Here is a 25,779-nt window from a genome sequence, read left to right on the forward strand (position 1 = left end):
GCCGCTTACGCGGCTTCTTGAGGAGAAGCTGGACTCGCTACCTTATCCGAGATGCCGGGTCCATGGCTGAATGGTTCGATGGCAACGTTTCTTATGGATTGCTAAGTAGTTGCGGCGAAGGGAGAAGCGTATTCAGGAATCGCCTGCAAGATCCGTAAGGCCTCTTCATCCTTCATAGAACCGAACCGGTTGACCGCGTCTACAATTTTGGGGAATAAATGAATGTCGCCTGCGCTTGCGAACGCCGTCACTCCCGGGAATGAAAGTACAAAATGGACGCAAGCATCTATGATTTGCTGCTGATCGAACGGCTCGTACCAAGTGGCGTAATTCCGCGTTTGCCCTTCTCTCCACGGGCCTTTCGCAATCGCCTTGATGACTCGAACGGCCGTGTTCTGTCTTCCGGCTTCCTCCATTAACCGGTCGAAATCGGCTCTGTACTGCGGCATGGAGTACAAGTAGTAATTGAGCGGCAGCAGCACCGTGTCGAATGAAAATCTGCGCAACGCCTCAAGATGCGTAGCGGGGGCGGCGTGGCCATGGCCGGTAATGCCGATCGCCTTGACGATCCCTTCTTCCCTGGCTTCGAGCAGCGCTTCCAATGCCCCGCCTTTTTGCGTGCACAAATCCAAGTTCTCGATGTCCCCCACCGCATGCAGCTGAATCAGATCCAACGTATCGACCTGCAATCTGTCCAAGGAACGATAAATTTGTTCTTTCGCCTTTTCTTTCGAGCGTTCCCCGGTTTTGGTCGCCAGAAAGATTTGATCCCGCACCCGCGGCATCCACGGCCCCATACGCACTTCCGCATCGCCATAGCTGGCCGCGGTGTCCAAATGATGAACGCCATGATCCAACGCGAATTGAATCGAGGCATCGGCTTCCTCCTGCGTAACGGAGCCCAGCTTCGCGGCGCCGAACATAACGACAGAGGTATTGTAGTCCAGCCTGCCCATCTTACGTTCCAACATAATATCCCCTCCTAGGATAGTTTCACCATAGCTTCCGGGAGCACCCGGTTCATGCTGCCGCTCTTGTATCCGGACAAATCCATGGAAACATATTTGTAGCCCAGATCCATAAGTCGCTTGGAAATCTCGTCATGGTGCTCGAGGACGCGTCTCATATCGGCCGGCTCGACTTCAATTCTCGCGGTGTCCTCGCTCGTACGGACGCGTACCTGACGTATGCCAAGGCCTCTAATATACTGCTCCGCTTGCCCGATCCGATCCAGAATCCCCGCGGTAATGCGCTCTCCATATGCGACACGCGAAGAGAGACAGGCGAATGAAGGTTTATCCCACGTCGGCAGGCCCAACTCTTTCGACAGCTCGCGAATCTCGTTCTTATAGAGCCCCGCTTCCTGCAGCGGTCCTCTGACTCCCATTTCTTGCGCCGCCTTCATCCCTGGCCGGTGCTCGCCCATGTCGTCTGCGATCAGGCCGTATACAACCTGCTTATACCCTCGGGCATCCAATAAGGGAACCAGATGCTCGAACAAATTTTTCTTGCAAAAATAACAGCGGTTCGGCGTATTCTCGGCGTATCCCGGAATCGCCAGTTCGCTTGTGTATAGGACCTCATGCTGTACGCCCAGCTCAGCGGCGATACGCTGGGCCTCCATCAGCTCTTCGGCCGGGTACGTTTCCGACTCCGCCGTGACGGCCAACACGCGATCCCGACCTAGCGTATCCAGGGCGGCCTTCAGTAAGAACGTGCTGTCCACCCCCCCAGAGAACGCAACCACGACTCGGTCCATTTCCCTCAGAACCCGCTGCAGCGCTTCATACTTGGGATTAGGCATTTCTTTGCTCCTTTCCTGGATGTCCTTGCTTCTTTTATTATAAATACAGCACACATATTCATGAAAGTAGTGAATTTATTTTGCTATAATTACTTCTTATGTATCTAGTATAAAATTTATAGTAACTACTACGCTCGTGTCGCGGATGATCCATTATTTCTTTTTGAACATAAAAGGCACAAAGATGAAGGGGACGAAAATAAAAAACGGAAAGTGGAAAGCCGAACTCAGCAAAATCGAAAGCCCTCCGAAAATAACCGCAATCAGCAGGCTGTACAAGCATCCTTTTCCGGATAGATTAGATCCCAAAAACATTTGATCACTCCCTTTCCTTTTAGAGATTAAAACAGCAAAACGCCTACCATGAAAGCAAGCGTTTTGTGTCTATTCGAATCCTGAATTATCTAATGCAGTTTATTCTCGAACAGTACTGCATGAGACCGTCCCAATTTCCCCAAATGCATCCTTTGCATTTGGCGGGTTGTCTTCTCTTCATATTAATATTTTGGTATGGTTGCTTGCCCACTTGTCCCAACTTCCCCCTAGTCATTAACATACAGCTTGTTTGCAGGATCTCCTGCTCTCTATAACGCTCCGTTCTCGCGAACGATACGCATCGCTTGCTCGTGATCTTCTTTGTCTAAGACGACCGTCAGCAAGATGTCATACCCGGTCACCATATTATCCGGCCCTCCGGCACTCATCCCGCTTGCACTGGTGCTAGCCGCGGCCAGAATAGCGGCGTTCCGGTCCGTGAAATCCCCGCCTAACGTGATGGCGCCCAGCCCCGGAATATCGCCGCTTAACGGGCTGATCGGGTCCACGCCTTCCCCGGGATACCCGTCAACCCGGTCGATCGAGCTATCCACGATCCGAAGGGTTTGGAGTTGTCGTAACGCCTCTTCGGCTTGTTCAGGACTTTTGAAATACGCCAGGATGCTTGATTCTGCCACTGGTTCTGCCTCCTCAGATTAATCTTGACCATCCAATTATTTGCCAGCCGGCCCAAATTTATTCGCAACCGGCATTTTGAACGAAGCCAAACCAAAAGAGCACATCCCTCGAGATGTGCTCCCTTGTAGGTTCCGCCGTCGGACCGCGGTTATTTTTTCAGATGGTAAGGAACGGTGGTGACGATGACGTCCTTCCGGAACAGCAGCGCGGCCCGGATCGTAAAGCTCGTTTGGTTGTGCAAAATATTGTGCCAGCCCTTCTTGGGAATGAACTGAGGGATGATGACCGTTACCTGATAACTCGATTCCCGGGCCTTCCGTTCCACCGTATCGATAAACTTCATCAGCGGCTGGAGAATGCTGCGATAAGGCGAGTGCAAGGTGACGAGCCGGATATCGGGCATCCATTTGTTCCACTTTTCCACGAAAATCGCTTCGTCCTCCCGCTCGAACGGAATATAGACGGCAATGATCTGGTCGACGTCCAGCGACTTGGCATAGTTAATCGAGTGTTCGACCACATGGGTGATACCGGCTACCGGGAGGATCATCACGTTGCCTTCGATCGGCACCGCCTCTTCGCATGTCGTAAGCCGCAGCTGATCGCCAACGGCTTCGTAATGCTTCTTGATCCGATGGAACGCGAAGATAATGAGAGGCAGGAAGATCAGAACCGGCCACACTTGCGCGAATTTGGTCAAGAAGAACATGACGGAAACCGTCAGGCTGATTAAAGCGCCGATGGAGTTGATGATCAGTTTCGTAACCCAACCATTCGGCTTATGCCGGATCCATTTCAGAATCATCCCGGTCTGGGACAATGTAAAGGGGATGAACACCCCAACGGCGTATAATGGAATCAACTGCTCCGTCTGTCCGTGAAACATAATAATGAGCAAGATGGAGAGCGCCCCTAGGAAGAGGATGCCGTTGGAGTAGCCGAGCCGGTCGCCCCGAACCGTAAACATGCGCGGGATGAATTTGTCCTTGGCCAGATTGACGGCGAGCAGAGGGAACGCCGAATAGCCGGTATTGGCCGCCAGAATCAAGATCAAAGCGGTCGTGCCTTGGATAAAGTAGTACATAAAGTTTCGCCCAAAGGTATGTTCCGCGATTTGCGAGACGACGGTTACCTCGGCCTTGGGCGTCACGCCGTAATAATACGCCAAAAACACGATGCCGGAGAACAGAAGGGCAAGCAATAAGCCCATCGCAGCCAAGGTTCTCGCGGCATTACTGGGCGCAGGCGCCTTGAAGTTCGGAATGGCGTTGGATATCGCCTCCACCCCTGTCAAGGCGGAACTGCCGGACGCAAACGCCCGCAGCAGCAAGAACAGACTAACCCCGGCTACCGGTGTGCCGAGGGGCGAATGCAGGTCCGGGGAGATACCCCCGGTGACGATCTGATACAGTCCGGCTCCGATCAAGATGAACAAGGCCAGAACAAATAAGTAAACCGGATAAGCTAATACCGAAGCCGACTCCGTAACGCCCCGAAGGTTCAGAAGTGTGATCAACAAGACGAATGTTACGGCGATCTCCACCGTGTATCCGTGCAAGCCCGGAAAGGCGGACGTGATGGCGTCGGTGCCGGCCGATACGCTGACCGCTACCGTCAGGATATAATCGACGAGCAAGGAGCCTCCGGCGACCAAGCCGGGATACTTGCCCAGGTTCTCCTTGGAGACGACGTACGCGCCTCCTCCGTGGGGATAAGCGAAGATGATTTGCCGGTAAGATAATATAAGGGCAAGGAGTAATATCAATACTCCGACCCCGATGGGGATCGAATACCAGAAAGCCGCGGCGCTGATCGTGACGAGCACAAGTAAAATTTGCTCCGGGCCGTAGGCTACGGATGATAACGCGTCCGAAGACAAAATCGCTAGCGCCTTCGTCTTGTTTAGTTTTTGTTCCCCCAGCTCCGTCGTTTTCAGGGGGCGTCCGATCAATAATCGTTTGAGGTTCCCAAACATGTCCAATCACCGCCGAAAATCATAATAAGTGCGTTTACCTATCCTTTACCCTAGTATGCGTGTTTCCATGCAGTTCCCTTTTGCTTTATAGTTGCGCAATTCCGAAAGTTCACAACGCCGCGATGGAGCTTTTACTTGCTCCGAATAGGTTAACATCAAATAAGCCATTCTAAGGAGTACGTAATGGAAATCTAAGGAATCCAGGATGAGAGCGCGCTTATGTTTCAATTCTTACGCTTTTTCGCCAAAAAACGTTATTCCGGCCCTTCTCGCGACAATCATGTCCCCCGCGGTTCTAATCAGACGGAGAACATGCCGCTTGACAGCAGGCTGTCACATAATCTGGAAGAGCTGCATCGGCTGTTTCCCCACACGCCGGATCTCATCGTGCGCCGATTGAAGACCAATGGCCGGCATGCGGCACTCGTCTATTTGTGCAGCTTGATCGACAAGACGACGATCAACGAGTTCATTCTCCAGCCCTTATTGAGTCAATCGGAGAATGAGGCGGGCGAGCTTCCGCCTGCCAATATAGGGTACATGTATACCGGAACATGCTGGTCCGATCTGGAGCGAGCGATACTGGACGGAGACACGGTGCTGCTGACCGATGGTCGTGTGGAAGCCGATATCTTCGATACGAAAGGCTGGCCTCAGCGAGCGATCGAGGACCCTCAGCTGGAAGCGACGCTTAAGGGAGCGCATCAGGGCTTCGTGGAGACGGCGATCCAGAACGTCGCGCTCATTCGCCGCTATATCCCGAACCGGGAACTGAAGTTCCGGGACCTGTATGTAGGAGAACGCGGCAAAACCAAAGTACAGATCGTCTACTTAGCCGACGTCGCCGCCCCGGAAGTGCTAGAGGAGCTGATTACGAGGATATCCAGCCTGAAGATCGATACGATCATCAATTCCGGCGAACTAGCCGAGCATATCGAGGACAATCCGTATTCGCCATTCCCACAGCTCATCCTAACCGAACGGCCAGATACCGTCGCCTCTCATATTCTGCAAGGCCGATTCGCGGTCATCGTGGATCGGTCCCCCAGCGTAATGATCGGTCCGGCGACGTTCATCTCCTTCTTTCAAAATATCGACGACTACAGCACGCGCTGGCCGATCGCTTCGTTCATCCGCCTGCTGCGGTTTATCGCATGCGCCATCGCGCTTACGCTGCCCGCGGCCTATATCGCGTTCATCTCGTTTAACTATGAGGTCGTCCCAGTGCAGCTTATGTTCTCCATCGCCGAATCGCGTGCCCGGGTTCCATTTCCGCCGTTTATCGAAGCTTTGCTCATGGAGGTCACCCTTGAGATGATGCGGGAAGCCGGCATCCGCCTGCCGGCTCCGATCGGGCAGACGGTCGGCATCGTAGGCGGCATTATTATCGGCCAAGCGGCGGTCCAGGCCGGCATCGTCAGCAACATTATGGTCATCGTCGTCGCTTCGACCGCTATCGCGTCCTTCATCATCCCGAATTACGACATGGGGACGACGATCCGGCTGCTGCGGTTTCCGATGATGGCGATGGCCTACTTGTTCGGCATTCTCGGCATCACCATCGGCATGATGGTTATCGTCGCCCACCTCGTTTGCCTGGAATCGCTCGGAACGCCGTATGGCAGCCCGCTGGCCCCTTTTCGTTGGGCCGATATGAAGGATACGTTCGTGCGTCTTCCGATTTGGTCGATGGTGAAACGGCCGAAGAGCGTTCGCACGACCCAATCCAAGCGTACGGGCTATACTCGTCGCAAAGGGGGAACGCCCTAGTGAATCGGGAAGAGAAACATTCCGTCACCCTGATGCAATTTATTTTTCTCATTCACGGGGTGCAGCTCGCGACCGGCGTGCTGTCGCTGCCCAGGGAGCTCGCCGAAAAGTCCGGGACCGATGGATGGATGTCCCTCCTCCTCGGTTATCTCATCAATCTTGTCGTGAGTATCCTCATGATTTATACATTGAAGCGGTTTCCTGGACAGACCCTATACGGGCTCCTGGTTCAGTTGTTCGGCAAATGGGCGGCCAAAATCGCGATCATCCCGTGGATTGCGTATTTTGCCTACTCTTCCTGGCTCGTTCAAGTGAAGACTGCGCTGTACATTCAAGCCTGGTTTTTGCCGTCAATCAGAAAATACATTCTGATCGTGCTGTTTGCCATCCCGAGCTTCATGCTCGTCCGCCACGGCTGGAAGGCGCTTGGCCGGTACGCCGAGCTCGTGTTTTACATGTCGATCTGGATGCCGTTCTTCATGCTCCTCCCTTTGAAGGACAGCAGCTGGATCCATTTGCTCCCTTTGTTCAAGGATGGGTTCGGCCCCATAATAAGCGGTGTGGGCACCACAATCTTCTCGCTGCTCGGATTTGAGATCACATTGTTCCTCTACCCTTATTTGCAGAACAAGGAGAAGGCCGTCCGCGGTGTCGTAATCGCTAATACATTAACGTTTCTAGCTTACTTGTTCGTGACCCTCGTCTGCTTCTCGTATTTCAGCCCAGACGAGATCACCGTCTACCATCAACCGGTACTAAGTCTGCTGAAGGTCATTGAGTTCCGCTTTCTCGAACGGGTTGACATGATCTTTCTGTCCATCTATCTGTTTATTGTCTCGACCTCTTGGATCCCTTACTTGTTCTGCGCCAGTTTCTCTACGAGTCTGCTGCTAGGCAAACGGCGCCACGCCCTGTTCGCGGCGTTTTTCCTGCTATTGTTTATCGTAGTGACGTTCGTCCTTCAACCTTCGTGGATCGAGGTACAGAGATGGACCAAATGGTCCAGCCAGGTGGCGCTCGCCTTAGCTTACTTCTTCCCCGTGCTGCTATGGCTGTATGTTCAGGTGTATCTAAAGGTCCGAAAGGGGAATACGACATGAGACGATGGGTATTGGGGGTCCTCTTCATAATGATGACTGTAGGGGCAACCGGGTGCGCGGATCGGATTAGCGTAGAGGACATGACATTGTCACTTCTGGTCGGCATTGATCTGGACGATCAGGATCAGCTCGTCGTCTCCGTCTCGAGTCCTGTGTTCAGCAAGGAAGCGAAAGACCGCGAGGAGGAAATGATCGTACGCAGTATTACGCTGCGCCAGTCCAGAGAAGAACTCGACCGGGGGGTTGTCGGCAGAACGATAGGCGGAAAAACGCAAGCGATCTTGATCGGCAAGCGGGTCTTGCAGCAGCAAGACTGGTTCAAGCTGCTCGACCCTTATTACCGGGATGTTAAGAATACCGCCCAGCCTACGATTATTGCCGTGGATGGCACTGTGTCCGACATCATCACATTTGCCCCGCCGGATAAACCGCGACTGCCCGTGTATCTAACCAAGCTGATTCAGACCGCGCACCTCAGGAACATTACCGTACGTACGACGCTTCAGGACCTGCATCGGCAAATGTTCGAGAAAGGCATCACGCCCAGCATCACCGAGTTGCGCAAGGATAGCGGCCTTAAAGTGATGGGAACCGCCCTGTTGAAGGAAGATGGACGATATGCGCTCAGCCTGGATCCAAACGAGAACAAGCTGCTCGCCATCCTGGGCCACGAGAACAAAGGGGAATTCCCGTTTACGGTACACCTCCCCTCTCGCCCGAACGTCCAAAAGTTCAGCTATGATACGATCAGCTTCAGTGCACCCGACATTACAACGAAAACAAAAGTACACTACGCGAACGGCAAATTCAGTTTTGATGTGCGGGCGAAAATGCGGATAGTTTTGACCGAACGTGCGTTTCCGTTGGATGTAGAAACGGAAGTGGCCCCCTTTCAAGAAGAGCTCGCACGGGAACTGGAGAATCAGTTTCAACTGCTGATCAAGAAAATTCAGACCGCACGTATCGACCCGGTCGGATTCGGGTTGTACGCGCGGGCGCAGCAATATAAGCACTGGAAAGCCGTACAGGACGATTGGGGAGAAGCATTAGCCCGAGCGAATGTAAATGTGCACGTGGACGTCAAAGTGTTGGGGCTCGGCGCGGTTAAATGATCCGGCAGGAGATCGATCATTTAATCAGCTCTTTCCTCCAGAATTCGATCACGGTGCAGTCCGGCAATTCCATCGAGGGCCACGCATTCTTGAATTTGAAGCCGTAACCCTCCATCCGGGCTACTGTATCTTCCACTTCCATGTTATCGACCCTAAGCTCCATGGAGATGGCATGCTCAATAATGTCGGTCAACTCTGTCAACCGTTCGGGGTTGCGATCAGAAATCTCCAAACGCATGCGCCTCCCTTCTATGTATTCACTAAATTTCTTCCATCAGTATTTGCTCACGGTCGTTAGAATAAACGGCATGCGACGACAAAACCTCCCACAAGCCGGACCGGAAACCGGAGCTTGTCGGAGGTTTTGTGTTGTAGCGACGCTTAGCGGCTCACAGGAACTGCATTGTAGTACTCTTCCATCGTAACGCCTCGCGAAGCGATCTCCTTCGCCACCTTGGTCCCCACGAAGCGGATATGCCAAGGCTCGTATTGATACCCCGTGATCGCTTCCTTGCCCTTCGGGTAGCGGATGATGAAGCCGTACTCGGCCGCATGAGACTCCAGCCATTTCGCTTCCGGTGTGCCGCCGAAGCAGTCTTCGGCCGCGCATTTTCCGGAGCTCCCGGTTACATCGATCGCAAGCCCGGTCTCATGCTCGCTGTGGCCGGGAACGGCGCTATAGGTGCGGGCTTTGGCTTCGCCATCCTTCTTCACATAGCTCTCGAACAGCGCTTTTTGTGTGGCGTGCGAACGATAGGCCGATACGCCCGATAACGGCGTATTGTCCTTCTTCGCGGCAGCGAACAGCTGTTCCAGTGCGGCTGCCGCTTCTTTGCGCATTTTGCGCTTCTCAATCTTCTCACTGAAAATAAAAGGTACATCCGGATATACGAGGTCCTTCGGTTCATAATCGTCCGGCAGCTTAAACTGCTTGTTGACCAACGCGGTGATGCTCTCCGGAGACGCCACCACTTGTACAGCATCACCCGGCTTGCTGCCGGTAGACGCTGCGGGTGTTTTCGTCGGGGTCGGTGTTGGAGTTTGGGTTGGCGTGGCCGATGCAGTGGGTGACGGAGTCACTGTTGGCGTCGGAGTCGCTGGGATCGGCGTAGGCGATGGCGTCGCCCCGTTCTCTCGGCCGCATCCGATGAATATGGCTGAAGCTGCCGTGAGCAGCACTACGGCTGTGACGAGCTTTTTCAAGTGGAGTCCCTCCTAGAAGTTAGAAGTAACTTTAGTATTATATTGTATTGACTGCCAAAACACCAGCAATGTTGCAGCCGCCTATCACGGAATTGTCCAACTCGTAATACAATAGCGTGATTCATATTATCTTCAGAGAGGCGGCCCAGGCATGAAGAGAAATTCGATTAAAGCAAGAAAGCAGCGTCATGTCCATGAATTCGAAGGCAGCACGAAGCTCGCCGAGCAAGGCGAGGACCGGCACAACCACCGGTTCGCGGGGGTAACAGGCCAGGCTATTCGCGAAGGCAACAGCCACTTTCACGAGATCGATTTGTCTCGGACCGATTTTCTCGACCACTTCCACAACCTGAAGAAAATCCGCACCGGTCTTGCCATTCCGGTAGGCAACGGGAAGCACGTACATTTTGTGAGCGGGATGACGACCGTCAACGACGAACATCGGCATAACTTTAACTTCGCTACGTTAATCGACAAGCCTCTAGTGTAACGGGTTATACGATCGTTAGGCCCATGCCAGGGACGGCATGGGCCTAATTGGTTTACATAATATTGGTTTACATAATATTAGTTATGTCACATTAATCCACTTCTTGGACCGGCTCATCCAGCACGGCCAACTGTAGACTCCGCAGCTCCGCCTTCAGCTTCGGTAGAAGCTCGGCGTAAGCGGGATCCCGGTACACATTGTTCAGCTCGTACGGGTCGTTCTCCAGATCGAACAGCTCCCACTCCGGAGGCCGGTTTTCCTCGATCGATCCCGATGTCCCGAGAGCTTCCGCATAATAATAAATCAGTTTATACCGCTCGGTCCGGATCCCATAGTGGGAGTATACGTTGTGCCACTCGTCCAGGTGCATCCAGTAGCGGTAGTACATCGAAGTACGCCAGTCGGCCGGAACGGTCCCATTCAGAACGGGGCGCAAGCTTCTACCCTGCATCTCTGGCGGCACCGCAACTCCTGCGTATTCCAGGAACGTGACCGGGAAATCGACGTTCAGCGCCATCGCCTCCGTCACCATGCCGGGCTGAATGTCCCGCGGATACTTGATGACGAACGGCATGCGCAGCGACTCCTCATACATGAACCGCTTGTCGTACCAGCCGTGGTCGCCGAGGAAGAAGCCTTGATCCGATGTATAGACGACTATCGTATCGTCCGCGATGCCTTCCCGGTCGAGATAATCGAGCAGCCGTCCGACGTTCTCGTCGATCGAAGCTACGCAGCGCAAGTAATCTTTGATGTACCGCTGGTACTTCCACTTCTTCTCCTCGAGCGGCGTTAGGCCGGCCGGCGGCAATGATTTCAAATCCACAATATCGTTCATATCCCGGTCAATCCGCATCTTCGCTTCCAACACAGCCTGCGAGCGCGTGGCATAGTCGTCATTGAACGTTTCCGGCTCCGGAATGTCGATATCGTCGTACAGAGTGGCATACTTCTCGGCCGGGTCCCACGGACGATGTGGCGCTTTATGATGGCACATGAGCATGAACGGCCGGTCCTTATCGCGCTTGTCCAGCCAATCGATGCAAAAATCGGCCGTGAGATCCGTCACGTAGCCCGGGATTTGCTTCTCGATCCCCATCTCGATGAAGATCGGATCGTAATATTGGCCTTGACCGGGTACGACCGTCCAATAATCGAAGCCGGTCGGGTCGGCCAAGCCCCCGTGACCGAGGTGCCACTTGCCGATGATCGCCGTCTGGTAGCCGTCCGCCTGCAGCAGCTTGGGGAACGTCACTTGCCGCCCGTCGAAATGGTCTTCAATCGATTTGACGCCGTTAATATGGTTGTATGTACCAGTGAGGATCGCCGCGCGGCTCGGAGAGCAGATCGAATTCGTGCAGAAGCAGTTGTCGAACCGCATGCCGCCTTCCGCGATCCGGTCGATGTTCGGTGTAGCGTTAATCCGGCTGCCATAGCAGCTCATGGCGTGAGAAGCGTGGTCGTCCGACATGATGAACAGGATATTCGGCCTTTGGCTCGTTTTCATTGGATCACCTCGACTGTATTATACAGGCCTGTGCGAGACCCGGGCTATGTGCGTTTTGGCAGGAATATGCCAATCTTCGACCTAAATCAGGATCCAAGCTCCACGCGGGCGACAAGGGGCAAGTGATCCGACGTATACGTAGACATCACTTCCGCGCCGACGATCTTGCAACTCGCGGAACACCAAATATAGTCGATGCACGATACCGCCGTCGGAATGCCGCCGATCCGCTGCATGAACGTAGGAACATGCCCGCCTTCGTGAGCCGCTGCATACGCATCCTGGAAACTCCCCTTCAGCGTGGCGAGCTCCGGACTTCCCGGTTCCGCGTTGAAATCGCCGGTCATCACTGTAGCTGCGAACCGATCCTGATCGCGGTTCACCAATTCCAGGATAGTATCGACCTGAACCGACCTCTCTTCTGTCGTCAGCCCCAGATGGGTGTTCAAAAAACGCAACGTCGCTCCGTCTACCTGTACATGCGCCTCCAGCAGTCCGCGCACCTCATTCCAAGCTCCAGGCACGATGATTTGCGGCAGCCGATGGCTGACGCTGTATGCGACGGGATAGCGGCTCAGGATCGCCGTCCCGTATTGCCTCCGGGTGGTTGGGTACTCGGGACTCGGCTCCATGTCGAGGTTCGGTCCGAAGACGACGGCCATCCCGAGCGATTCGGCTAGCCGGCGGGCTTGATCCTCCCAGCCGGATCGTTCCCCAAAGCGGCAATCCACCTCTTGCAGCCCGACGAGATCAGCTCCGATGCTGAGAATTTCCTCGATCGTCCGATCGAAATTTTGCACCCCGTCAATGCCGAGTCCATGGCAGATGTTGTAAGTCAGAATAGTGAGTTTCAGTTTCCTCTCCCTCTCTTCTAAGTTATTTTTCGGGTTTTCCACGCATCCGTTATCCAGAGGATAACAAGAAACCCCAGCGGAAACAAGAAGCAGAGGGTCAGGTCGAACCACGAATAGTAGCGATTAATAATGTTATTATACTCCGTCGTACTCGGATTGCTGATCATGGAACTAACCATCAAGATGATGCCCAGCGGAATCGTCAGCATCTGACTTTCCTTCAAGCCGAACAGCTGTTTGATCCCCCGGGATAGCGCAAAAAAGAGCAGAAGCGTTTTGAAAAAGACCGAAATGATCCATAGAAAGGCGATCACCGCCTCCACTCGCTCCAGAAAATGGCCGATTGATATTTTTTGCCCCAAGACGAAAATTGGATAGTACTTCGTCTCCATCAGCTCCGTACCGAGCGCCGCCTCGCAAAGAATCATGATGATGAACAGAATGATGCCGCCGTAGGCAAACCCGCTAAGGATCGGCTTGGTCAACTTGGTATCGCTCCTTACATGGGGCACCAACATGAGAAGCACGATCATTTCCGTGAACCCGAACACAAAAGCGGGTAGTGCGCCGCGAACAATAGGGCCGACCCCCTTCCCGGCAATCGGCAGCATGTTGGAAAAGTCCATTTCCGGCGCAACCGCTATGGTGAGAAACACGAACAAAACTAGAAAAACCGGAAACAGGAGCTCGCTCATGCGGGCAAACGCTTCGATCCCGTACCGGTAAGCGATAATAATAACCGCCGTAAATAGAAGCAGGAACGCCAAGTCAGGAGTCTCCGGCATCAATTGGGTCGTCATGAATTCGCTCAGTTCAACTAAAAGTCCCAGGCTGCAAATAAAAAATTCGAACAAAAACAATAATCCGACTACTCCTCCCCCCCAGATCCCCAGCCTCTGCCGGGAAACCATGATCGGACTTTCACCGCGCAGCCGGTTCGCAATCGCAGCAAACAAGCCGGCTGCCAACAATCCCAACAAGAGGGCGAGCAGCATGGATAGCCAGGAGTCGTGCTTGGCCCTGGCAACCACAACGGTCGGCAAAATGTGGATGGAATCCCCAATGACGCCGAGGATAATCAGGATTTTAAACTGCCTAACGCTAATATAGGCCTGCTCGTGTCGGTCCATCGTTTTTCCCCTCCTTAGGCGCCGGTTATGTTATGCAAAGGACCAAAAACATATTTCATAAACCCATACGGATTGGGGAGTTTGACATGGAACGAGAAAGCGGCGAACAGAACCGTTCCCGCGAACAACAGCACGAAAAACACAATCAGTTCACGGGTACGCTTCCGCCGAAAAAGCCCGGGCGTTTCCACCCAACAAGTTCCAATGGCCAATGCAAGTATGGCTAGGAGTGATATCACGGTGCGAATTCCCTTTCTATTGGCTCTGCTTCAATTTAGTATTCCCGATCGTGCCTGTCTTGCGGATCTTGACTTCAATCTCATACTGAACGCTTAGTTCCGGAAAATACTCGTCGCTCCAGGAGGTTTTGACCGATTCCCAATAATGGGGATGAGTCTTCGCCAGCCGTTCTCCGAATCCGAATATATCGGTTTTCCACTGCTTGGCTCGCTTAATGGCGGAGTTTGCGTGGGATTCAATAATCTGCTCAAGTTCTTTTTGGAGCTTCTGTATGGTCGCCGGGTCTGTGAGGTCGACGTCCGTACAAGGCCGATTTACAATTGTGACTTCCGAGCGAATCCTGACTCGCGCTTCCGGCTTTCCTTCCCGAACGTTCATTCGGATTTTGGACTTCGAGGAAGTAACCTCCATGCCCAAGTAATTATGGTTGCCGCACGCCAGCGAGATGGACGTGCTGTCGAGTTTGTTGGTGACATCCGAGTAGCCTTTGCTTTCCTCTTCGTTTAACCACCCCACCAGCTTGTCACTCTTAAACGCGGCTATCCCCGTATAGCGAAAGTTGCCCAAAGGTTTGAAGGACTGCACATTTAGTTTCGATTTTGACTTGGGGGGATCTCCGACGATCTGAATACCGGTAAGGGCCAGCTCTTCGCCCTTCCTGGTCAGCATGTTCAAGACGTCGTCCAGGTTCATAGAGACCGTCGGCGCCCAGTTCTTCTCGGACGTTTCCAGCGATTGCTTCATGCTGCGGGTAGGGAGCTTTTCAATCGGTGTAAAAATTTTGAGGATATTCTCCGCTGGGGTTCCCCGGGCAACGACAACCTTAAAATCCATCCGCGTTTCATTGTCGCGCAGCAAGACATCGATAAAATCATGCAATCCCTTCCGAGCGAGCGATTCGCTGATCACGAAGATCTCGAGATGCCCCAAATAAAATTTGCGAGGTGCCTCTGCCGATAACGCTCTCGCCGCCTCAAACAGCGTTTTGCCTCTTCCTTGGAACAACGTGACGGGAGGCTGATCCTGTTTCGTTCTCTGCGAGGAAATTTCACTCGGATTCACAACCTGGAAGGAGACAAGGTATTCCTGATCTTCCCAATCGATGCTCAGCCCGAGCACGATCAGCATGTCGTTTAATTCCCTCCTGCTCCAACAGCCGGTTAGCAGCAGCAAGGCGAGTAGAATGATCAAAGTTTTGGATGCCATGTTGCCTGCTCTTCCTCCTTAACGTTTACGCAGCCTCGCGCTTCCGCGGCCCATCGAAGTGTTGGGCCGCCCATACGTCAGCCATCTGGGCAACCGAATGAGGGAGTCCTTCATTTCGCCGGTGCGGCTGGGCGATAACGGAGCCATATAAGGTTCTCCAAACGAACTAAGCGTGCACAAATGCAACAGCAGCACGAAACCGCCCATCATGATGCCGAATATTCCGAAACTGGCGGCCAAGCCCATAAACACGAACCGAAGAATCCGGAAAGGAATCGACATGCTGTAACCCGGCAGCGTGAATGTGGAAATGGCGGTGATGGAGACCACAATGACCATCGCAGCGGAGATGATGCCTGCGTTAACGGCGGCTTGTCCGATGACCAGCGTGCCGACGACCGATACCGCCTGCCCGATCGCGCGCGGCATCCGCAGTCCCGCCTCCCGGAGGATCTCGAAGCTCACTTCCATCGCAAGCGCCTCGACGAATGCCGGGAACGGCACGCCCTCGCGTTGCGCGGCGAGACTGATCAACAACGGGGCCGGCAGCATTTCACGGTGAAACGTAGTCACCGCGATGTATAACGAGGGGATCAAAAGCGAGATCAGTAGGCAAAAATATCGAAGCAGCCGAAGCAGGCTTGCATAAACCGCGCGTTGGTAGTAGTCCTCTGCCGACTGAAAAAAAGTAACGAACTGCGTAGGAACGACCAGGACGGTAGGCGACCCGTCCACAAGAATCGCCACCTTGCCTTCCAGCAGTTGCGCGGCGACATTATCGGGAAGCTCCGTGTTGTAGATGGTAGGAAAGAGCGTATACTTGTCATCCTCGATCATCTCTTCGATATATCCGCCTTCCAGCACGCTATCGATATCGATAGCGTGCAACCGGGAGCGAACGGTTTCCAGCACGGAAGGCTTCACGATTCCCTTCACGTACATGAGCGCAATATCCGTCTTGGTGACCCGACCGACCGCGATGGTCTCCAGCCATAACCCAGGGTCTTTGATTTTCCTTCGAATCAGCGCCGTGTTGGTGCGAAGGGTTTCCGTAAAGCTCTCCTTCGGGCCCCGAACCGAAGTCTGATTCATCGATTCGGTGACTTGGCGTCCCTTCCAGTGACGAACGTCGGCGCCATACGCGATGTCGCTTCCGTCGAGCAGGATCAAGGCCGAGCCGGACAGCAGGAAGTTATAGAGGGCATTCATCTCCCGAACGGCCGTAATCGAACCCATTCCCACGAGCAGCGTTTTGGCTAGAGCCGCTTTGTCCATCGTCTGTAGGGCTCCCTCATGTCCTTCCATGGAACCGCTCAGCACTTCGATAATATAAGTGTTGATCGCGTCGGCATCCGACAATCCGTCGATATAGACGACGGCGGCCGCATTACGATCTGCCGACAAGTATGGAATTTCTCGGATGACCAAGTCATCGCTGTCGCCCATATCGCGAGCAATCCGCTCTAGATTGTGTTCCACTTTCGGATCAATAGGAATTGAGGAATGCTCGGACAAGGTAAACGCCACTTTCTCGAAGTTTTCTCCAATTATGCCCAACAAGGTGTGGAATTACTCACCATTTGTGGTAGATCGGACAACACGAATAGGACAGCGACGCGTCGCTGTCCTGAATACGTGCTCGGTGTTACAGAGTGAACGCCGCTACGGCCCAAGGATAGTCGGGATCGTCCTGCGTCCCGTCCTTGTAGGTCGAAATGAGCGCTGCCCGATCCGCTCCGGATTCATTAGGGTACGAGGAATGGAATAGCAGGTCGTGGAACACGATCGCGGTCCCTCGCTTCGCCGGCAAATCGACGATACGTGAGGAGTCGACGGACTCGGAGGTCAGCCGGTTGACGAAGCCGTTGCCGTCCGGCTTCCCGTCATGCTGGACATAGCCGAGCTTGTGCGACCCCGGGACGACTCGCAAACAGCCGTTCTCCGGTACGGCGTCGTCCAATGCGATCCAGACGGACACCTTGTTGCTCCCCTTCCAGTAAGGATAATCCTGATGCCACGGCGAGCCGAAATCTACGCTCGCATCCTTGAACACGACCTTGTCGCTCAAGAAGAGAACATGCTCCCCGATCAAGGACTTCAAGACAGCGGCCAACGCCGGTTGGGCGGCCGCTTCCCGGAACCGGGGACTGGCCGCTGCCATGCCGACGTAGACGCCATTCTTGAGCGCATCGGGTCCTCGCTCCTCCCTTACCCTCTCCATCACACGCCGCTTCTCGACCTTCAATGCAGTCACTTCATCTTCCGAGAACAAGCCCTCAAGGATAACGTACCCATCCTGTTCAAACTGGACCTTCAACTGGTCCTTCAACTGCTCCGACATCGTCCGATCGCCTCTCTCCTATCGCGGATTCGAATCGCTTGATACTTCTAGATTATCATGCATTTCCCGGTTTGTATTTACCTAGTTGAACAAGAGCCCAAGGCGGCCTGGGACTGTTCCGCTACATCGCGAGCCATGGCGACCATATGACGACAGCGAGGACGGAGCCCAAGCTGCTCGCGCAAAAAATCGTCGAAGCTTCCCGGGATTGATAAAAACACCCTGCTCAAACAAATGAGCAGGGTGTCTAAGCATGGAACGAAAGCTTATCTTCTAGCGTAGAAGCCGACGAACGCTTTCGTCTTGAAATCGAAGGCGACGGTCAAGGGCCCGAGCAGCTCATCCTGATCGGTGTTATACGTGACCGTCACAAGATTGCCGTTTGCGCTTTTGATTTCTTCGAGCAATTTCTTTTGCTCATCCGTAGTAGTGAGAACGCCCGAGTCTTTGGCCGAGACGATCTGAACGACAGCTTCGTCCTTCTTGGTCGTAATGTGCGATGCATTGTCCGTTACCTTCGCCCACGCCAAGTCGCGGTATTCCTGTGCGGCTTCCGGTGTCATTTTGCCGACCGGGGCTGTGAGATCCGTCGGCACAACGAGGTAGAACAGCGGACTTTGCGGCGGAATGCTCTTGGTCTCGATCGGTCCGTAGTAAGCGCGGACTTTCATGCCCGCCTTCAGGTCTTCCCACTTGACCGATTCGCCTTGGGAAGTCAGTACGCTCGTTTCCTTGCCCGCATTGAGCGTCAAGGAAGGAACGGCGATTCCGTCTTTCGTTTCGCCGAATTGGACTTGCCACCCGTCGTCCGTATGCTTCACAGATTGGATGACGTCCTCCTTCACCTTGCGCTCGGCGCCTACGGTGATCTTAGCCGCATGGGACTGGCCGGGAAAGCTCATCGCCATAACCGGACCGTATTCTGCGATAATCTCAGTACCCGCAGTCAAAGCTTGGGCAGGGACGGCATTGCCGGCTCCGTCCGCGATCACGGTCTTCTCGTCGGCATATAGGATGACCCAGGCGTTCGAGCCTTTACCGAGCAGCTCGATCCGATATTGTCCCTTCTCCGTCTGCTTGACGTCTACGATCACTCCGGTTCCGCGCATATAAGCGGCCGCTTCCTCTTTATTGATCTTGTGGAGCTCGATTTCTTGGTTCGCATCGTCGTAGATCACTTCGTAGTCCAGATCCTTCGCGGCATCGCGAACCGGTATGTATGCTTTTCCATCAATGTAGACCGGGGTTAGAGATGTGTTCGTTCCATCTACAACGATTTTCACCTCTTTGTGCAAAATCCCGGTTACTTTCTCCAGCATGTCTTCCGCTGCGACCGCTGCCGTCGTGCCGAGGAGTCCCGCCGCTGTGAGCAGGACGATCAGCTTCTTCTTGGGCATGTTCATTTCTCCTTCCGCTTATCTGAGGATGTGTGTCAACGTTGACAATCCCTCAGACGCGCCGCGAATGGGAAAGGTTGCAAGCATCGAGTCGTAACCTATTACGCCGGCTTTCTTTGTTCAAAATGACGTGCCACTCTTTTCCTTATTAGCACCCATACGAACATAAACGGGATATACGCGTAAATAAAATAAAATCCAACGGTGCCGTACAATTCGGAGACCCGAACAACCGTTCTGTGGTCGGCCATGAAATAATTCAAAATCACAATCGCGATTAGAAAAACAATCAAACTTTTCCGTTGTCCCGCGCGAAAAGCGGTTTTCATTCCGCGGCAGGCCGCCCATAAGTAGATGCTGGCACCGGCAATCATTTTGATCAACCATAAGGACACGAAAAAATATTCAAGTCTCTGGAGAAGCGGGACTTCAAAGATACTGACTAGTTCTAGAGTCGGCCATACGGCATGCCGCAACTGACCCTCGCTGAAAAACATATAGGCCAACACTAAGAACGTTAAATATAAAAACGTAATTAAGATCATGATCAGATGCGCCCATTTTTGCGACTTTGCCGGCGTTTTGATAAACGGATAAAAGATCAGCAGCGTCTCGACCCCCAAAAATTCTAACACCACGCTTTTCGAGGAGAGTAAGATATCGGTTGCCGAATGGTTCATCAGTGGCAGCAAGTTTAACGGATGCAAAAACGGCAAGCTTAGTATAACTTCCGGAAATAATGAAACAAAGGAAAAAGCCGTCGCCCAAACGCTGATTCCTATAACCGACCGGAATCCGCCGGACACCGCATAGTAGATTAGCAGAGCGATAACGATACTGAGGGGCAAAATGTTCATGACCGGAAAAAACCAAATTTGAACAATTTCGATATAAGCTTTTAATTTAAGAAACGCTCCGAAAACAAAATAAAGCGCAACGGCCAAGTTTGCAATGTTTCCTAAAAATAGTCCGAAAAGCGAACGGTTAAGTGTCATTAATTCTTGACTGTCACGATGGGAGGATAATAGGGTATACATCATCCAGAGAATGAGATGCATGCTCATACCTGTCAAGAGCACGGATATCCATGCATTATAGCCCGCATGTTCCATTAACTTTCTTTGGTAGGTCATAATTCCGGCTCCCACCACGCTGACATAAAGAGGAAATATGATGAAATAGGGAGATATCATGTACTTTCCGCTGATTTCATTGCTCACTGCACATGCCCCTCCTTTTCGTGGCTTCCGTTACTGGCCGGCGCCGGTCTGGATAATCTTAACTTTAACGTTTACGGTCGTTTTTAAAGCTTCATAATGATCTTCGAATTCTCGAGCGTCCCACTGATACGATCGGCTTCTTATTAGATCGCCAAAGCCGACCGGGTCCACGGTATTACTTTTGCAAAGCGATACAAAATTTTGAATTTCTTTTTCAAAATAGTTCTCCATCGTTTTCTCAAGCGAGGCAAGCTGATCCTCCGATGTAAGATCCATCCAGTCCGGAACATCTCTAACGGATGCATCCACTTTCAACTGGATGGAAACGGATGCAGGCGGTCCGATGCTAACCACCTTCAACCTCGAATTAGAACGGATACTGTTCATTAAGAAGTAATCGCTGCGTTCTGGATTAGGTCCCTTCACAGGAATCATGATGCTCCCATTCTTGGAGTTGCCCAGCAGCATTTTCAATAGGAATGCTTCCCTGATTGTGATTTTGGTTTTGAATTGATCGCCTTTGAACAAAGCTAAACCGTCGATTTTGACTTCTCCGCGCTCAACTGTGAAATACGGTAAGAAAACATCTCGTCCCTCGCCGTATAAATTAAAAAAAGTTACTTGAAGGTTCGTCATCGGCAAGTTTCCGCCCCGGATATTATTCTCGATCATATCGGATAAAAAATAAGGATCCCGTTTGTTTTCCGTTATGTTCAAGATTTCCAAAGCATCCCGGTCCGCGACGCCGAGGTGCATTCTGGATGAGATGACCGGATGGCGCAACATAGTGTCCGCTACGATTTTTATGCCTTTGCGCGCGTACGTTTCTCCAAACAAGGTCATTCTCGACTGTCCATATTCATTCGGGAAGTCAAGTTTCGTTCTTAACCGAGGCAAAATGTCGTAATTCGCGTTCGACTCTGTCACATAAAACTCTAACTTCGACCTTCCTTCTTCGTAATTGGCTATAAGAACAGCGTTTCGTACTCCATTCTCGACGGCATCGTAACCGACGGTTTCGACAAGTTTAATATTATTCACAATTTTTTGATTGCCGCACGCGGTAATCAAAGTACTTAGAACGATCAACAGAACATGTATTCTCAACTTCATACTCCCGCTTTCCTCATCATTCATCGTCAAAATCGTTCTTCTTCCGCCCAACCGGCTCAGGGATGAATCTAATTAAAGAACGTGGCCTTAAAAACGGCATCCTTTTATTAATCAATTGAAACGACGGACGTATCAAGCTGTCCATAAAACCCTGCACCCGTAAAGGATATATGGGCACCGTATAGGGAGTGCCTAATGAAGTCAACCGGGTAAGATGGACGAGCAGAAAAGCAATCGCGATAAACATGCCTATTGCGCCCCATATGGCGGTCATCACGATCATGGGGAACCGCAAAAACCGGATCGCATTCGACATCTTATAAATCGGCGTCGCAAACGAGGCCAACGCCGAAAAGGCGACGATGATGACCAAAATATGGCTTGTCAAGCCGGCTTGCACCGTAGCTTGTCCAATCACAATCCCTCCTACGATACCTAACGTTTGTCCAATCTTGGTCGGCAATCTGGCGCCTGCCTCCCGTAGAAACTCGATGGTGATTTCGAGGAAAAGCACTTCAACTAAAGGGGGGAACGGGACATTCCTTCTGGAAGAAATGAGCGGCTCCAACAAATCCCTCGGGATGACCTCATAGTGGAACGTGGTTATGGCGATATACATGGACGTCGCGAATAATGAGAAGATTACCCCGAATATTCGAATCATCCTGAAAAAGGAACCCAAGATCCAAGGCAAATAATAATCTTCCGGGGAAATGAAAAAGTCAAACAATGTGGAGGGCCCCGTAACAAAATAAGGCGATCCGTCGCTAATGATCGCGACTTGCCCACTGAGCAGGGCATACACGACCCGGTCTCGGCGTTCGGTTGTCAAAAATAACGGAAAAGGCGTGGAGGAATTATCCGAGAAGAATTGATCCAATAGGGACGTGTCGAATATAACGTCAATGTCAATTTGCTTCAGCCTTTGCTCTGCGGTTTGAACGATCTGTTCGTTGGTTGCCCCGTCGATGTGAATAATGGCGACTCTTGTTTTGGATGAGGATCCAAGGGTTATTTCTTTTACTATTAAGTTGGGGATGTTGATTTGCGCTCTTAATAAGCGTATGTTCGTATCCAGGTCCTCGACAAACCCTACCTTGGGTCCGACCACGCTGAACTCGTTTTCGGTGTTGTTCTCTTTTCGCAACCCTTCCATAGTCCCGACATGAACCAGTATGCAATTACGATCGTGTTGATCCAACTGGGCAATGGCATATCCTTTGAGCAGTTTAGATTGAATGTCTTCAACCCGATCCGTGATCTCGATGTCGCTGATCGGAATCCAGTCGGATATATCTTCAAGCCGGCGGAGTTCCGAGTGCAAGGAACGGTTCTGCAAGGCAAGGATAACATTGGACTGCAGCAGCTTCTCGTCGATTAACGTTTTATAATAGGAGATGCGTACTTGCCGACCGGTAATCGTGAGAGGAATAGTTGTAAAGTCGCTCGATTGGCCGGCCCGGTCCAGCAATTCGGGCAGAGCTTGCGATTGGGTCTCCAGCTTCTTCATCGGCTCACGCTTCATGCCAGTCGCCCCCTGATGTAATGATCATTGGTATTGTGCGGCTTGCTTGCTGGAAATATGCAAAAAACCTCCGAAGCCATAAGCTTCGGAGGTCGGAGGATGTGTGGATCCGTCAGCTCTCAAACGGATAGGCCAAGCGATCTTGAGGGCGGTCGCCGCGGATCAAATATTCGACAGATTGCATGGAGGCGATCGCTTCTGCATCCGGCTGCCATACCCACGGATGGATCTCGGTCTGACAGCGGTGCGCCCGAAAGCCGAGCAGCTTTTCACGGCGGGTATCGGCGATATCGACGGCGACGATGTCGGCCTTCGAAAGCCCGTAGCGCTCCGGCTGCTTCATCGAATCTCCGAAGGAAATGAAATACAGCCCCTTCAGTTCCGGGATACGTCCATACTCTCTCGCCTCCCGGTAAGCGTTCGTCGCGGCGAGGCCGATCGCGCAATGATCCGGATGGCCGCCGAGTCGCTCATGGAACGTCAGCACGAGCTCCGGTCGGATGTCGAGCATATGCTCCAATATAGTGTTCTGTAGCTCGCGTGCAGGCTGGAATTCGACGAACTTGTCGAGCAGCCCCAAGTACCGGGGCTGGCGGATTCCGAGATGACCGCACGCTTCGGCGAGCTCCCGCTCGCGCAAGCCCGGCATCGACTCCCGGGTGACGTATGGCGGGTTGCCCACCCTGCGCCCCATCTCGCCCTTCGTCGCACAGACGAGGTGAATGTCGACCCCGAGCCGGGCATACTTGGCCAGCAGCCCGCCGCAGATGAACGTCTCGTCATCCGGATGGGCTAATACGAGCAACCAACGCTTGTCCTTCCATGCACTCACAGTGACTTCCCCCCGCTTCCCTCGAAATCGAACGGCTGCAGGCTGAGCTGCAGAGCCGCGGTAATCCGCCCGCTGTCGTCATGACCCGCGAGGAGCAGCTGTCCGGCACGAGGCTCCTCCATATCGGTCAACCCCTCGACCCGGATCCACCCGCCCTCCTCAGAGCGGATAGCAGCTCGGAAGAGCCGGTCGCCGGCGGCGAACGTCTCGGCCACGCGCACCGGAATGTTGCGGAGCACCGCTCCCGGATTGACCTCCAAGTGAATATAGGCGGTCCGGCCCTTGAAGCCGGCCAAAGCGGCAATGAGCCGCGTACGTGCGATCGGTTCCATTGTGCTCTCTCCCTTTTTTGCGGTAAGTGCCTGCTGCTCCTATTATAGGAATAAAGGTCCCGGCAATGCAAAAGTACCGGGATAACAAACGGTGCCGATCCGCGGGGATCGACACCGATTATGGTTCACTGGAAACGAATATTAGGCTACTACGGTCTCAAGCGGGTCTTCCTCATCGCGGTTAAACGAATCCCGGTCGAATTCACCCTCCGAGTTCGCCACGAGAAGCGAAGTAACGGTCGTGCCGGTCGCGTTCACGGCGGTCCGGCCCATGTCGATCAGCGATTCCACGGCGATGACGAGCCCCATCCCTTCGAGCGGCAGACCCAATGCGGTCAGCACGACGGTCGTCGAGATCGTCGCCGGTCCCGGCACGCCGGCTACGCCGACGGAGGAGATGATAGCTACTAAGACGAGCAAGATGTAATCCGAGAAACCGAGGTCGATATTGTACACCTTCGCTACGAATACGGCCACGATCGCCGGCCAGATGCCGCCGCAGCCGTTGAAGTTCATCGTCGCGCCGAGCGGAGCGACGAAGCTGGCAATTCGCGGGGACACGCGCAGCCGCTTCGTGATCACTTCAAGATTGACTGGAAGCGTAGCATAGCTGCTCCGGGTCGTGAACGCGACAGCAATCGTCGGATAAGCTTTCTTGAAAAATTTGATCGGATTGACTTTGGCGACGAACAGCACCAGGCCGCCGAATACAAGCACGAAATGGATAATCAGCGCCACATACGAGGTCAAGATGACGTTTGCTAGCGGCTTCAGCGTCTCGAGGCCGTATTTCGCCGCCATAGCGCCGATGAGGGCGTACACCCCGTAAGGTGTGAGACGGATGACATATTTGACGACTTGATGCAGGACGTCGGCCAGCGATTTGATCAGCGTCCGAACCGGCTGAACCGCATCCGGCTTCTTCGAGCCGACGTGGATGATCGCGACCGCGACGAAGATCGCGAAGATCAGCACAGGTACGACTTTGCCGCCGGCCATGTCGCCGATCGGATTGACCGGCACCAGGTCCAGAATAACTTGCGAGAACGTAGGAATCTCACGAGCCTTGAAGTCCTTCGGTACCGCAGCGGCAATCCCGGAGCCCGGGTTCGTAGCGAGCGCGACCAATAGACCGATAATGGCCGCAACGCCGGTTGTACCGAGAAACCAGCCGATCGTCTTCACGCCGATTTTGCGCAGTTGGCCCAAGCTTGACAGCTGAGAAATACTGTTGATGACAAGCACGACGACGAGCGGCATGACGAGCATCTTAATCAAATTGACATAGATCGTGCCGATCGTAGTAACGCTCTTGTATTCCAGCTTGCTCTGATTGAAAATAATGCCGGCCACAAGCCCCAGCCCGAGTGCGATCAGCACCCGCCAACCGAAGCCAACGCGCTTCCTGGCCAAGAAGTAAAGCGCTCCGATGACGACTAGCGAAATGACCAAGCTGACCCAGTTCGTCTGGAATGCGTCAACTAAATTGTTCTTCATCCCAACCCACATCTCCCTTTGTATTTCCGACTTATTAGGTCGGTTTTATGAGTAATAGGATACAACCGGCCGAGGCTTCTGTCAATGCATTTTTTTCAGCTTACTTTCAGCTTATTTTAAGGTTATTTTAAGCTAATAGGCAGCGCTCCCCTCAATTTGTAATCGTTTCCATTCATC

At 53.0% G+C, this 25,779-nt stretch carries 23 protein-coding genes; 4 read left to right on the forward strand and 19 right to left on the reverse strand.

The genetic code is table 11. The features are described 5' to 3' along the window. Positions 1–101 precede the first annotated feature (101 nt). The 4 genes from ACI5FR_RS02890 to ACI5FR_RS02905 form a co-directional block, all read right to left on the reverse strand. Positions 102–971 (reverse strand): aldo/keto reductase, encoded by an 870-nt coding sequence (locus tag ACI5FR_RS02890; RefSeq protein ID WP_405450055.1) that lies wholly within the window; start codon positions 969–971, stop codon positions 102–104. 11 nt (positions 972–982) lie between these two features. Beyond that, positions 983–1,804 (reverse strand): ATP-dependent sacrificial sulfur transferase LarE, encoded by an 822-nt coding sequence (larE, locus tag ACI5FR_RS02895; RefSeq protein ID WP_405450057.1) that lies wholly within the window; start codon positions 1,802–1,804, stop codon positions 983–985. Between the two features lie 584 nt (positions 1,805–2,388). After that, positions 2,389–2,757, reverse strand: coding sequence for a hypothetical protein (locus ACI5FR_RS02900; protein WP_405450060.1), 369 nt, complete (start codon positions 2,755–2,757; stop codon positions 2,389–2,391). Positions 2,758–2,906: 149 nt separating this feature from the next. Beyond that, positions 2,907–4,733, reverse strand: coding sequence for an APC family permease (locus tag ACI5FR_RS02905; protein ID WP_405450062.1), 1,827 nt, complete (start codon positions 4,731–4,733; stop codon positions 2,907–2,909). Between the two features lie 219 nt (positions 4,734–4,952). Between ACI5FR_RS02905 and ACI5FR_RS02910 the strand changes: the two genes are divergently transcribed. From ACI5FR_RS02910 to ACI5FR_RS02920, 3 genes are read left to right on the forward strand one after another with little or no spacing between them, the layout of a single operon-like run. Beyond that, a complete protein-coding gene (locus tag ACI5FR_RS02910; RefSeq protein ID WP_405450064.1) occupies positions 4,953–6,503 on the forward strand; it encodes a spore germination protein in 1,551 nt (516 codons plus the stop codon). Continuing rightward, a complete protein-coding gene (locus tag ACI5FR_RS02915; protein WP_405450067.1) occupies positions 6,503–7,603 on the forward strand; it encodes a GerAB/ArcD/ProY family transporter in 1,101 nt (366 codons plus the stop codon). Before ACI5FR_RS02910 ends, ACI5FR_RS02915 begins: the two co-directional genes overlap by 1 nt. After that, positions 7,600–8,715 carry a Ger(x)C family spore germination protein gene (locus tag ACI5FR_RS02920; RefSeq protein WP_405450069.1) on the forward strand — a complete coding sequence of 372 codons (1,116 nt, stop codon included), beginning with the start codon at positions 7,600–7,602 and terminating at the stop codon, positions 8,713–8,715. The genes ACI5FR_RS02915 and ACI5FR_RS02920 overlap by 4 nt, the downstream gene beginning before the upstream one ends. Before the next feature lie 16 nt (positions 8,716–8,731). Here the strand turns inward: ACI5FR_RS02920 and ACI5FR_RS02925 are convergent, their stop codons facing one another. Continuing rightward, positions 8,732–8,947 carry a hypothetical protein gene (locus tag ACI5FR_RS02925; RefSeq protein WP_405450071.1) on the reverse strand — a complete coding sequence of 72 codons (216 nt, stop codon included), beginning with the start codon at positions 8,945–8,947 and terminating at the stop codon, positions 8,732–8,734. 149 nt (positions 8,948–9,096) lie between these two features. Further along, on the reverse strand, positions 9,097–9,918 hold the full coding sequence (locus ACI5FR_RS02930; protein ID WP_405450074.1) for a M15 family metallopeptidase: 822 nt from the start codon (positions 9,916–9,918) through the stop codon (positions 9,097–9,099). 151 nt (positions 9,919–10,069) lie between these two features. On the opposite strand from ACI5FR_RS02930, the gene ACI5FR_RS02935 reads away from it, so the two are divergent. After that, the gene (locus ACI5FR_RS02935) at positions 10,070–10,408 is read left to right on the forward strand and encodes a YmaF family protein (protein WP_405450076.1); all 339 of its coding nucleotides are present in this window, start codon (positions 10,070–10,072) and stop codon (positions 10,406–10,408) included. Positions 10,409–10,499: 91 nt separating this feature from the next. On the opposite strand, the gene ACI5FR_RS02940 is transcribed toward ACI5FR_RS02935, so the two are convergent. The 13 genes from ACI5FR_RS02940 to ACI5FR_RS03000 form a co-directional block, all read right to left on the reverse strand. Next, positions 10,500–11,915 (reverse strand): sulfatase family protein, encoded by a 1,416-nt coding sequence (locus ACI5FR_RS02940; RefSeq protein ID WP_405450081.1) that lies wholly within the window; start codon positions 11,913–11,915, stop codon positions 10,500–10,502. Positions 11,916–12,001: 86 nt separating this feature from the next. Beyond that, positions 12,002–12,811, reverse strand: a complete 810-nt coding sequence (locus tag ACI5FR_RS02945; RefSeq protein ID WP_405450082.1) for an endonuclease/exonuclease/phosphatase family protein — start codon at positions 12,809–12,811, stop codon at positions 12,002–12,004. Further along, positions 12,787–13,899 carry a GerAB/ArcD/ProY family transporter gene (locus ACI5FR_RS02950; RefSeq protein ID WP_405450085.1) on the reverse strand — a complete coding sequence of 371 codons (1,113 nt, stop codon included), beginning with the start codon at positions 13,897–13,899 and terminating at the stop codon, positions 12,787–12,789. The genes ACI5FR_RS02945 and ACI5FR_RS02950 overlap by 25 nt, the downstream gene beginning before the upstream one ends. 255 nt (positions 13,900–14,154) lie before the next feature. Next, a complete protein-coding gene (locus tag ACI5FR_RS02955) occupies positions 14,155–15,345 on the reverse strand; it encodes a Ger(x)C family spore germination protein (RefSeq protein WP_405450087.1) in 1,191 nt (396 codons plus the stop codon). Positions 15,346–15,363: 18 nt separating this feature from the next. After that, positions 15,364–16,872: a spore germination protein gene (locus tag ACI5FR_RS02960; RefSeq protein WP_405450680.1), complete on the reverse strand. Its 1,509-nt coding sequence runs from the start codon at positions 16,870–16,872 to the stop codon at positions 15,364–15,366. A 118-nt stretch (positions 16,873–16,990) separates the two neighbouring features. Further along, positions 16,991–17,686 (reverse strand): phytanoyl-CoA dioxygenase family protein, encoded by a 696-nt coding sequence (locus tag ACI5FR_RS02965; protein ID WP_405450088.1) that lies wholly within the window; start codon positions 17,684–17,686, stop codon positions 16,991–16,993. A 266-nt stretch (positions 17,687–17,952) separates the two neighbouring features. Next, positions 17,953–19,083, reverse strand: coding sequence for a stalk domain-containing protein (locus tag ACI5FR_RS02970; protein ID WP_405450090.1), 1,131 nt, complete (start codon positions 19,081–19,083; stop codon positions 17,953–17,955). A 101-nt stretch (positions 19,084–19,184) separates the two neighbouring features. Next, positions 19,185–20,303, reverse strand: a complete 1,119-nt coding sequence (locus ACI5FR_RS02975) for a GerAB/ArcD/ProY family transporter (RefSeq protein ID WP_405450092.1) — start codon at positions 20,301–20,303, stop codon at positions 19,185–19,187. 30 nt (positions 20,304–20,333) lie between these two features. Then, positions 20,334–21,440: a Ger(x)C family spore germination protein gene (locus tag ACI5FR_RS02980; RefSeq protein ID WP_405450093.1), complete on the reverse strand. Its 1,107-nt coding sequence runs from the start codon at positions 21,438–21,440 to the stop codon at positions 20,334–20,336. Next, a complete protein-coding gene (locus ACI5FR_RS02985) occupies positions 21,433–22,941 on the reverse strand; it encodes a spore germination protein (RefSeq protein WP_405450096.1) in 1,509 nt (502 codons plus the stop codon). The genes ACI5FR_RS02980 and ACI5FR_RS02985 overlap by 8 nt, the downstream gene beginning before the upstream one ends. Positions 22,942–23,053: 112 nt before the next feature. Further along, a complete protein-coding gene (locus tag ACI5FR_RS02990; protein ID WP_405450098.1) occupies positions 23,054–23,773 on the reverse strand; it encodes a PIG-L family deacetylase in 720 nt (239 codons plus the stop codon). After that, positions 23,770–24,105: a DUF1806 family protein gene (locus ACI5FR_RS02995; RefSeq protein ID WP_405450101.1), complete on the reverse strand. Its 336-nt coding sequence runs from the start codon at positions 24,103–24,105 to the stop codon at positions 23,770–23,772. Before ACI5FR_RS02995 ends, ACI5FR_RS02990 begins: the two co-directional genes overlap by 4 nt. 141 nt (positions 24,106–24,246) lie before the next feature. Beyond that, the gene (locus ACI5FR_RS03000) at positions 24,247–25,602 is read right to left on the reverse strand and encodes a cation:dicarboxylate symporter family transporter (protein ID WP_405450103.1); all 1,356 of its coding nucleotides are present in this window, start codon (positions 25,600–25,602) and stop codon (positions 24,247–24,249) included. Positions 25,603–25,779: the final 177 nt, after the last annotated feature.

It is taken from the genome of Paenibacillus sp. HJGM_3, assembly GCF_045062745.1.
In the GTDB taxonomy this organism is placed as follows: Bacteria; Bacillota; Bacilli; order Paenibacillales; family NBRC-103111; genus Paenibacillus_AA.

Coding starts and splice junctions, on each gene's coding strand:
- larE (WP_405450057.1), bottom strand. CDS start 1,804: ATGCCTAATCCCAAGTATGAAGCGCTGCAGCGGGTTCTGAGGGAAATG.
- ACI5FR_RS02955 (WP_405450087.1), bottom strand. CDS start 15,345: ATGGCATCCAAAACTTTGATCATTCTACTCGCCTTGCTGCTGCTAACC.
- ACI5FR_RS02970 (WP_405450090.1), bottom strand. CDS start 19,083: ATGCCCAAGAAGAAGCTGATCGTCCTGCTCACAGCGGCGGGACTCCTC.
- ACI5FR_RS02950 (WP_405450085.1), bottom strand. CDS start 13,899: ATGGACCGACACGAGCAGGCCTATATTAGCGTTAGGCAGTTTAAAATC.
- ACI5FR_RS02940 (WP_405450081.1), bottom strand. CDS start 11,915: ATGAAAACGAGCCAAAGGCCGAATATCCTGTTCATCATGTCGGACGAC.
- ACI5FR_RS02995 (WP_405450101.1), bottom strand. CDS start 24,105: ATGGAACCGATCGCACGTACGCGGCTCATTGCCGCTTTGGCCGGCTTC.
- ACI5FR_RS02935 (WP_405450076.1), top strand. CDS start 10,070: ATGAAGAGAAATTCGATTAAAGCAAGAAAGCAGCGTCATGTCCATGAA.
- ACI5FR_RS03000 (WP_405450103.1), bottom strand. CDS start 25,602: ATGAAGAACAATTTAGTTGACGCATTCCAGACGAACTGGGTCAGCTTG.
- ACI5FR_RS02980 (WP_405450093.1), bottom strand. CDS start 21,440: ATGAATGATGAGGAAAGCGGGAGTATGAAGTTGAGAATACATGTTCTG.
- ACI5FR_RS02910 (WP_405450064.1), top strand. CDS start 4,953: ATGTTTCAATTCTTACGCTTTTTCGCCAAAAAACGTTATTCCGGCCCT.
- ACI5FR_RS02920 (WP_405450069.1), top strand. CDS start 7,600: ATGAGACGATGGGTATTGGGGGTCCTCTTCATAATGATGACTGTAGGG.
- ACI5FR_RS02890 (WP_405450055.1), bottom strand. CDS start 971: ATGTTGGAACGTAAGATGGGCAGGCTGGACTACAATACCTCTGTCGTT.
- ACI5FR_RS02985 (WP_405450096.1), bottom strand. CDS start 22,941: ATGAAGCGTGAGCCGATGAAGAAGCTGGAGACCCAATCGCAAGCTCTG.
- ACI5FR_RS02905 (WP_405450062.1), bottom strand. CDS start 4,733: ATGTTTGGGAACCTCAAACGATTATTGATCGGACGCCCCCTGAAAACG.
- ACI5FR_RS02965 (WP_405450088.1), bottom strand. CDS start 17,686: ATGTCGGAGCAGTTGAAGGACCAGTTGAAGGTCCAGTTTGAACAGGAT.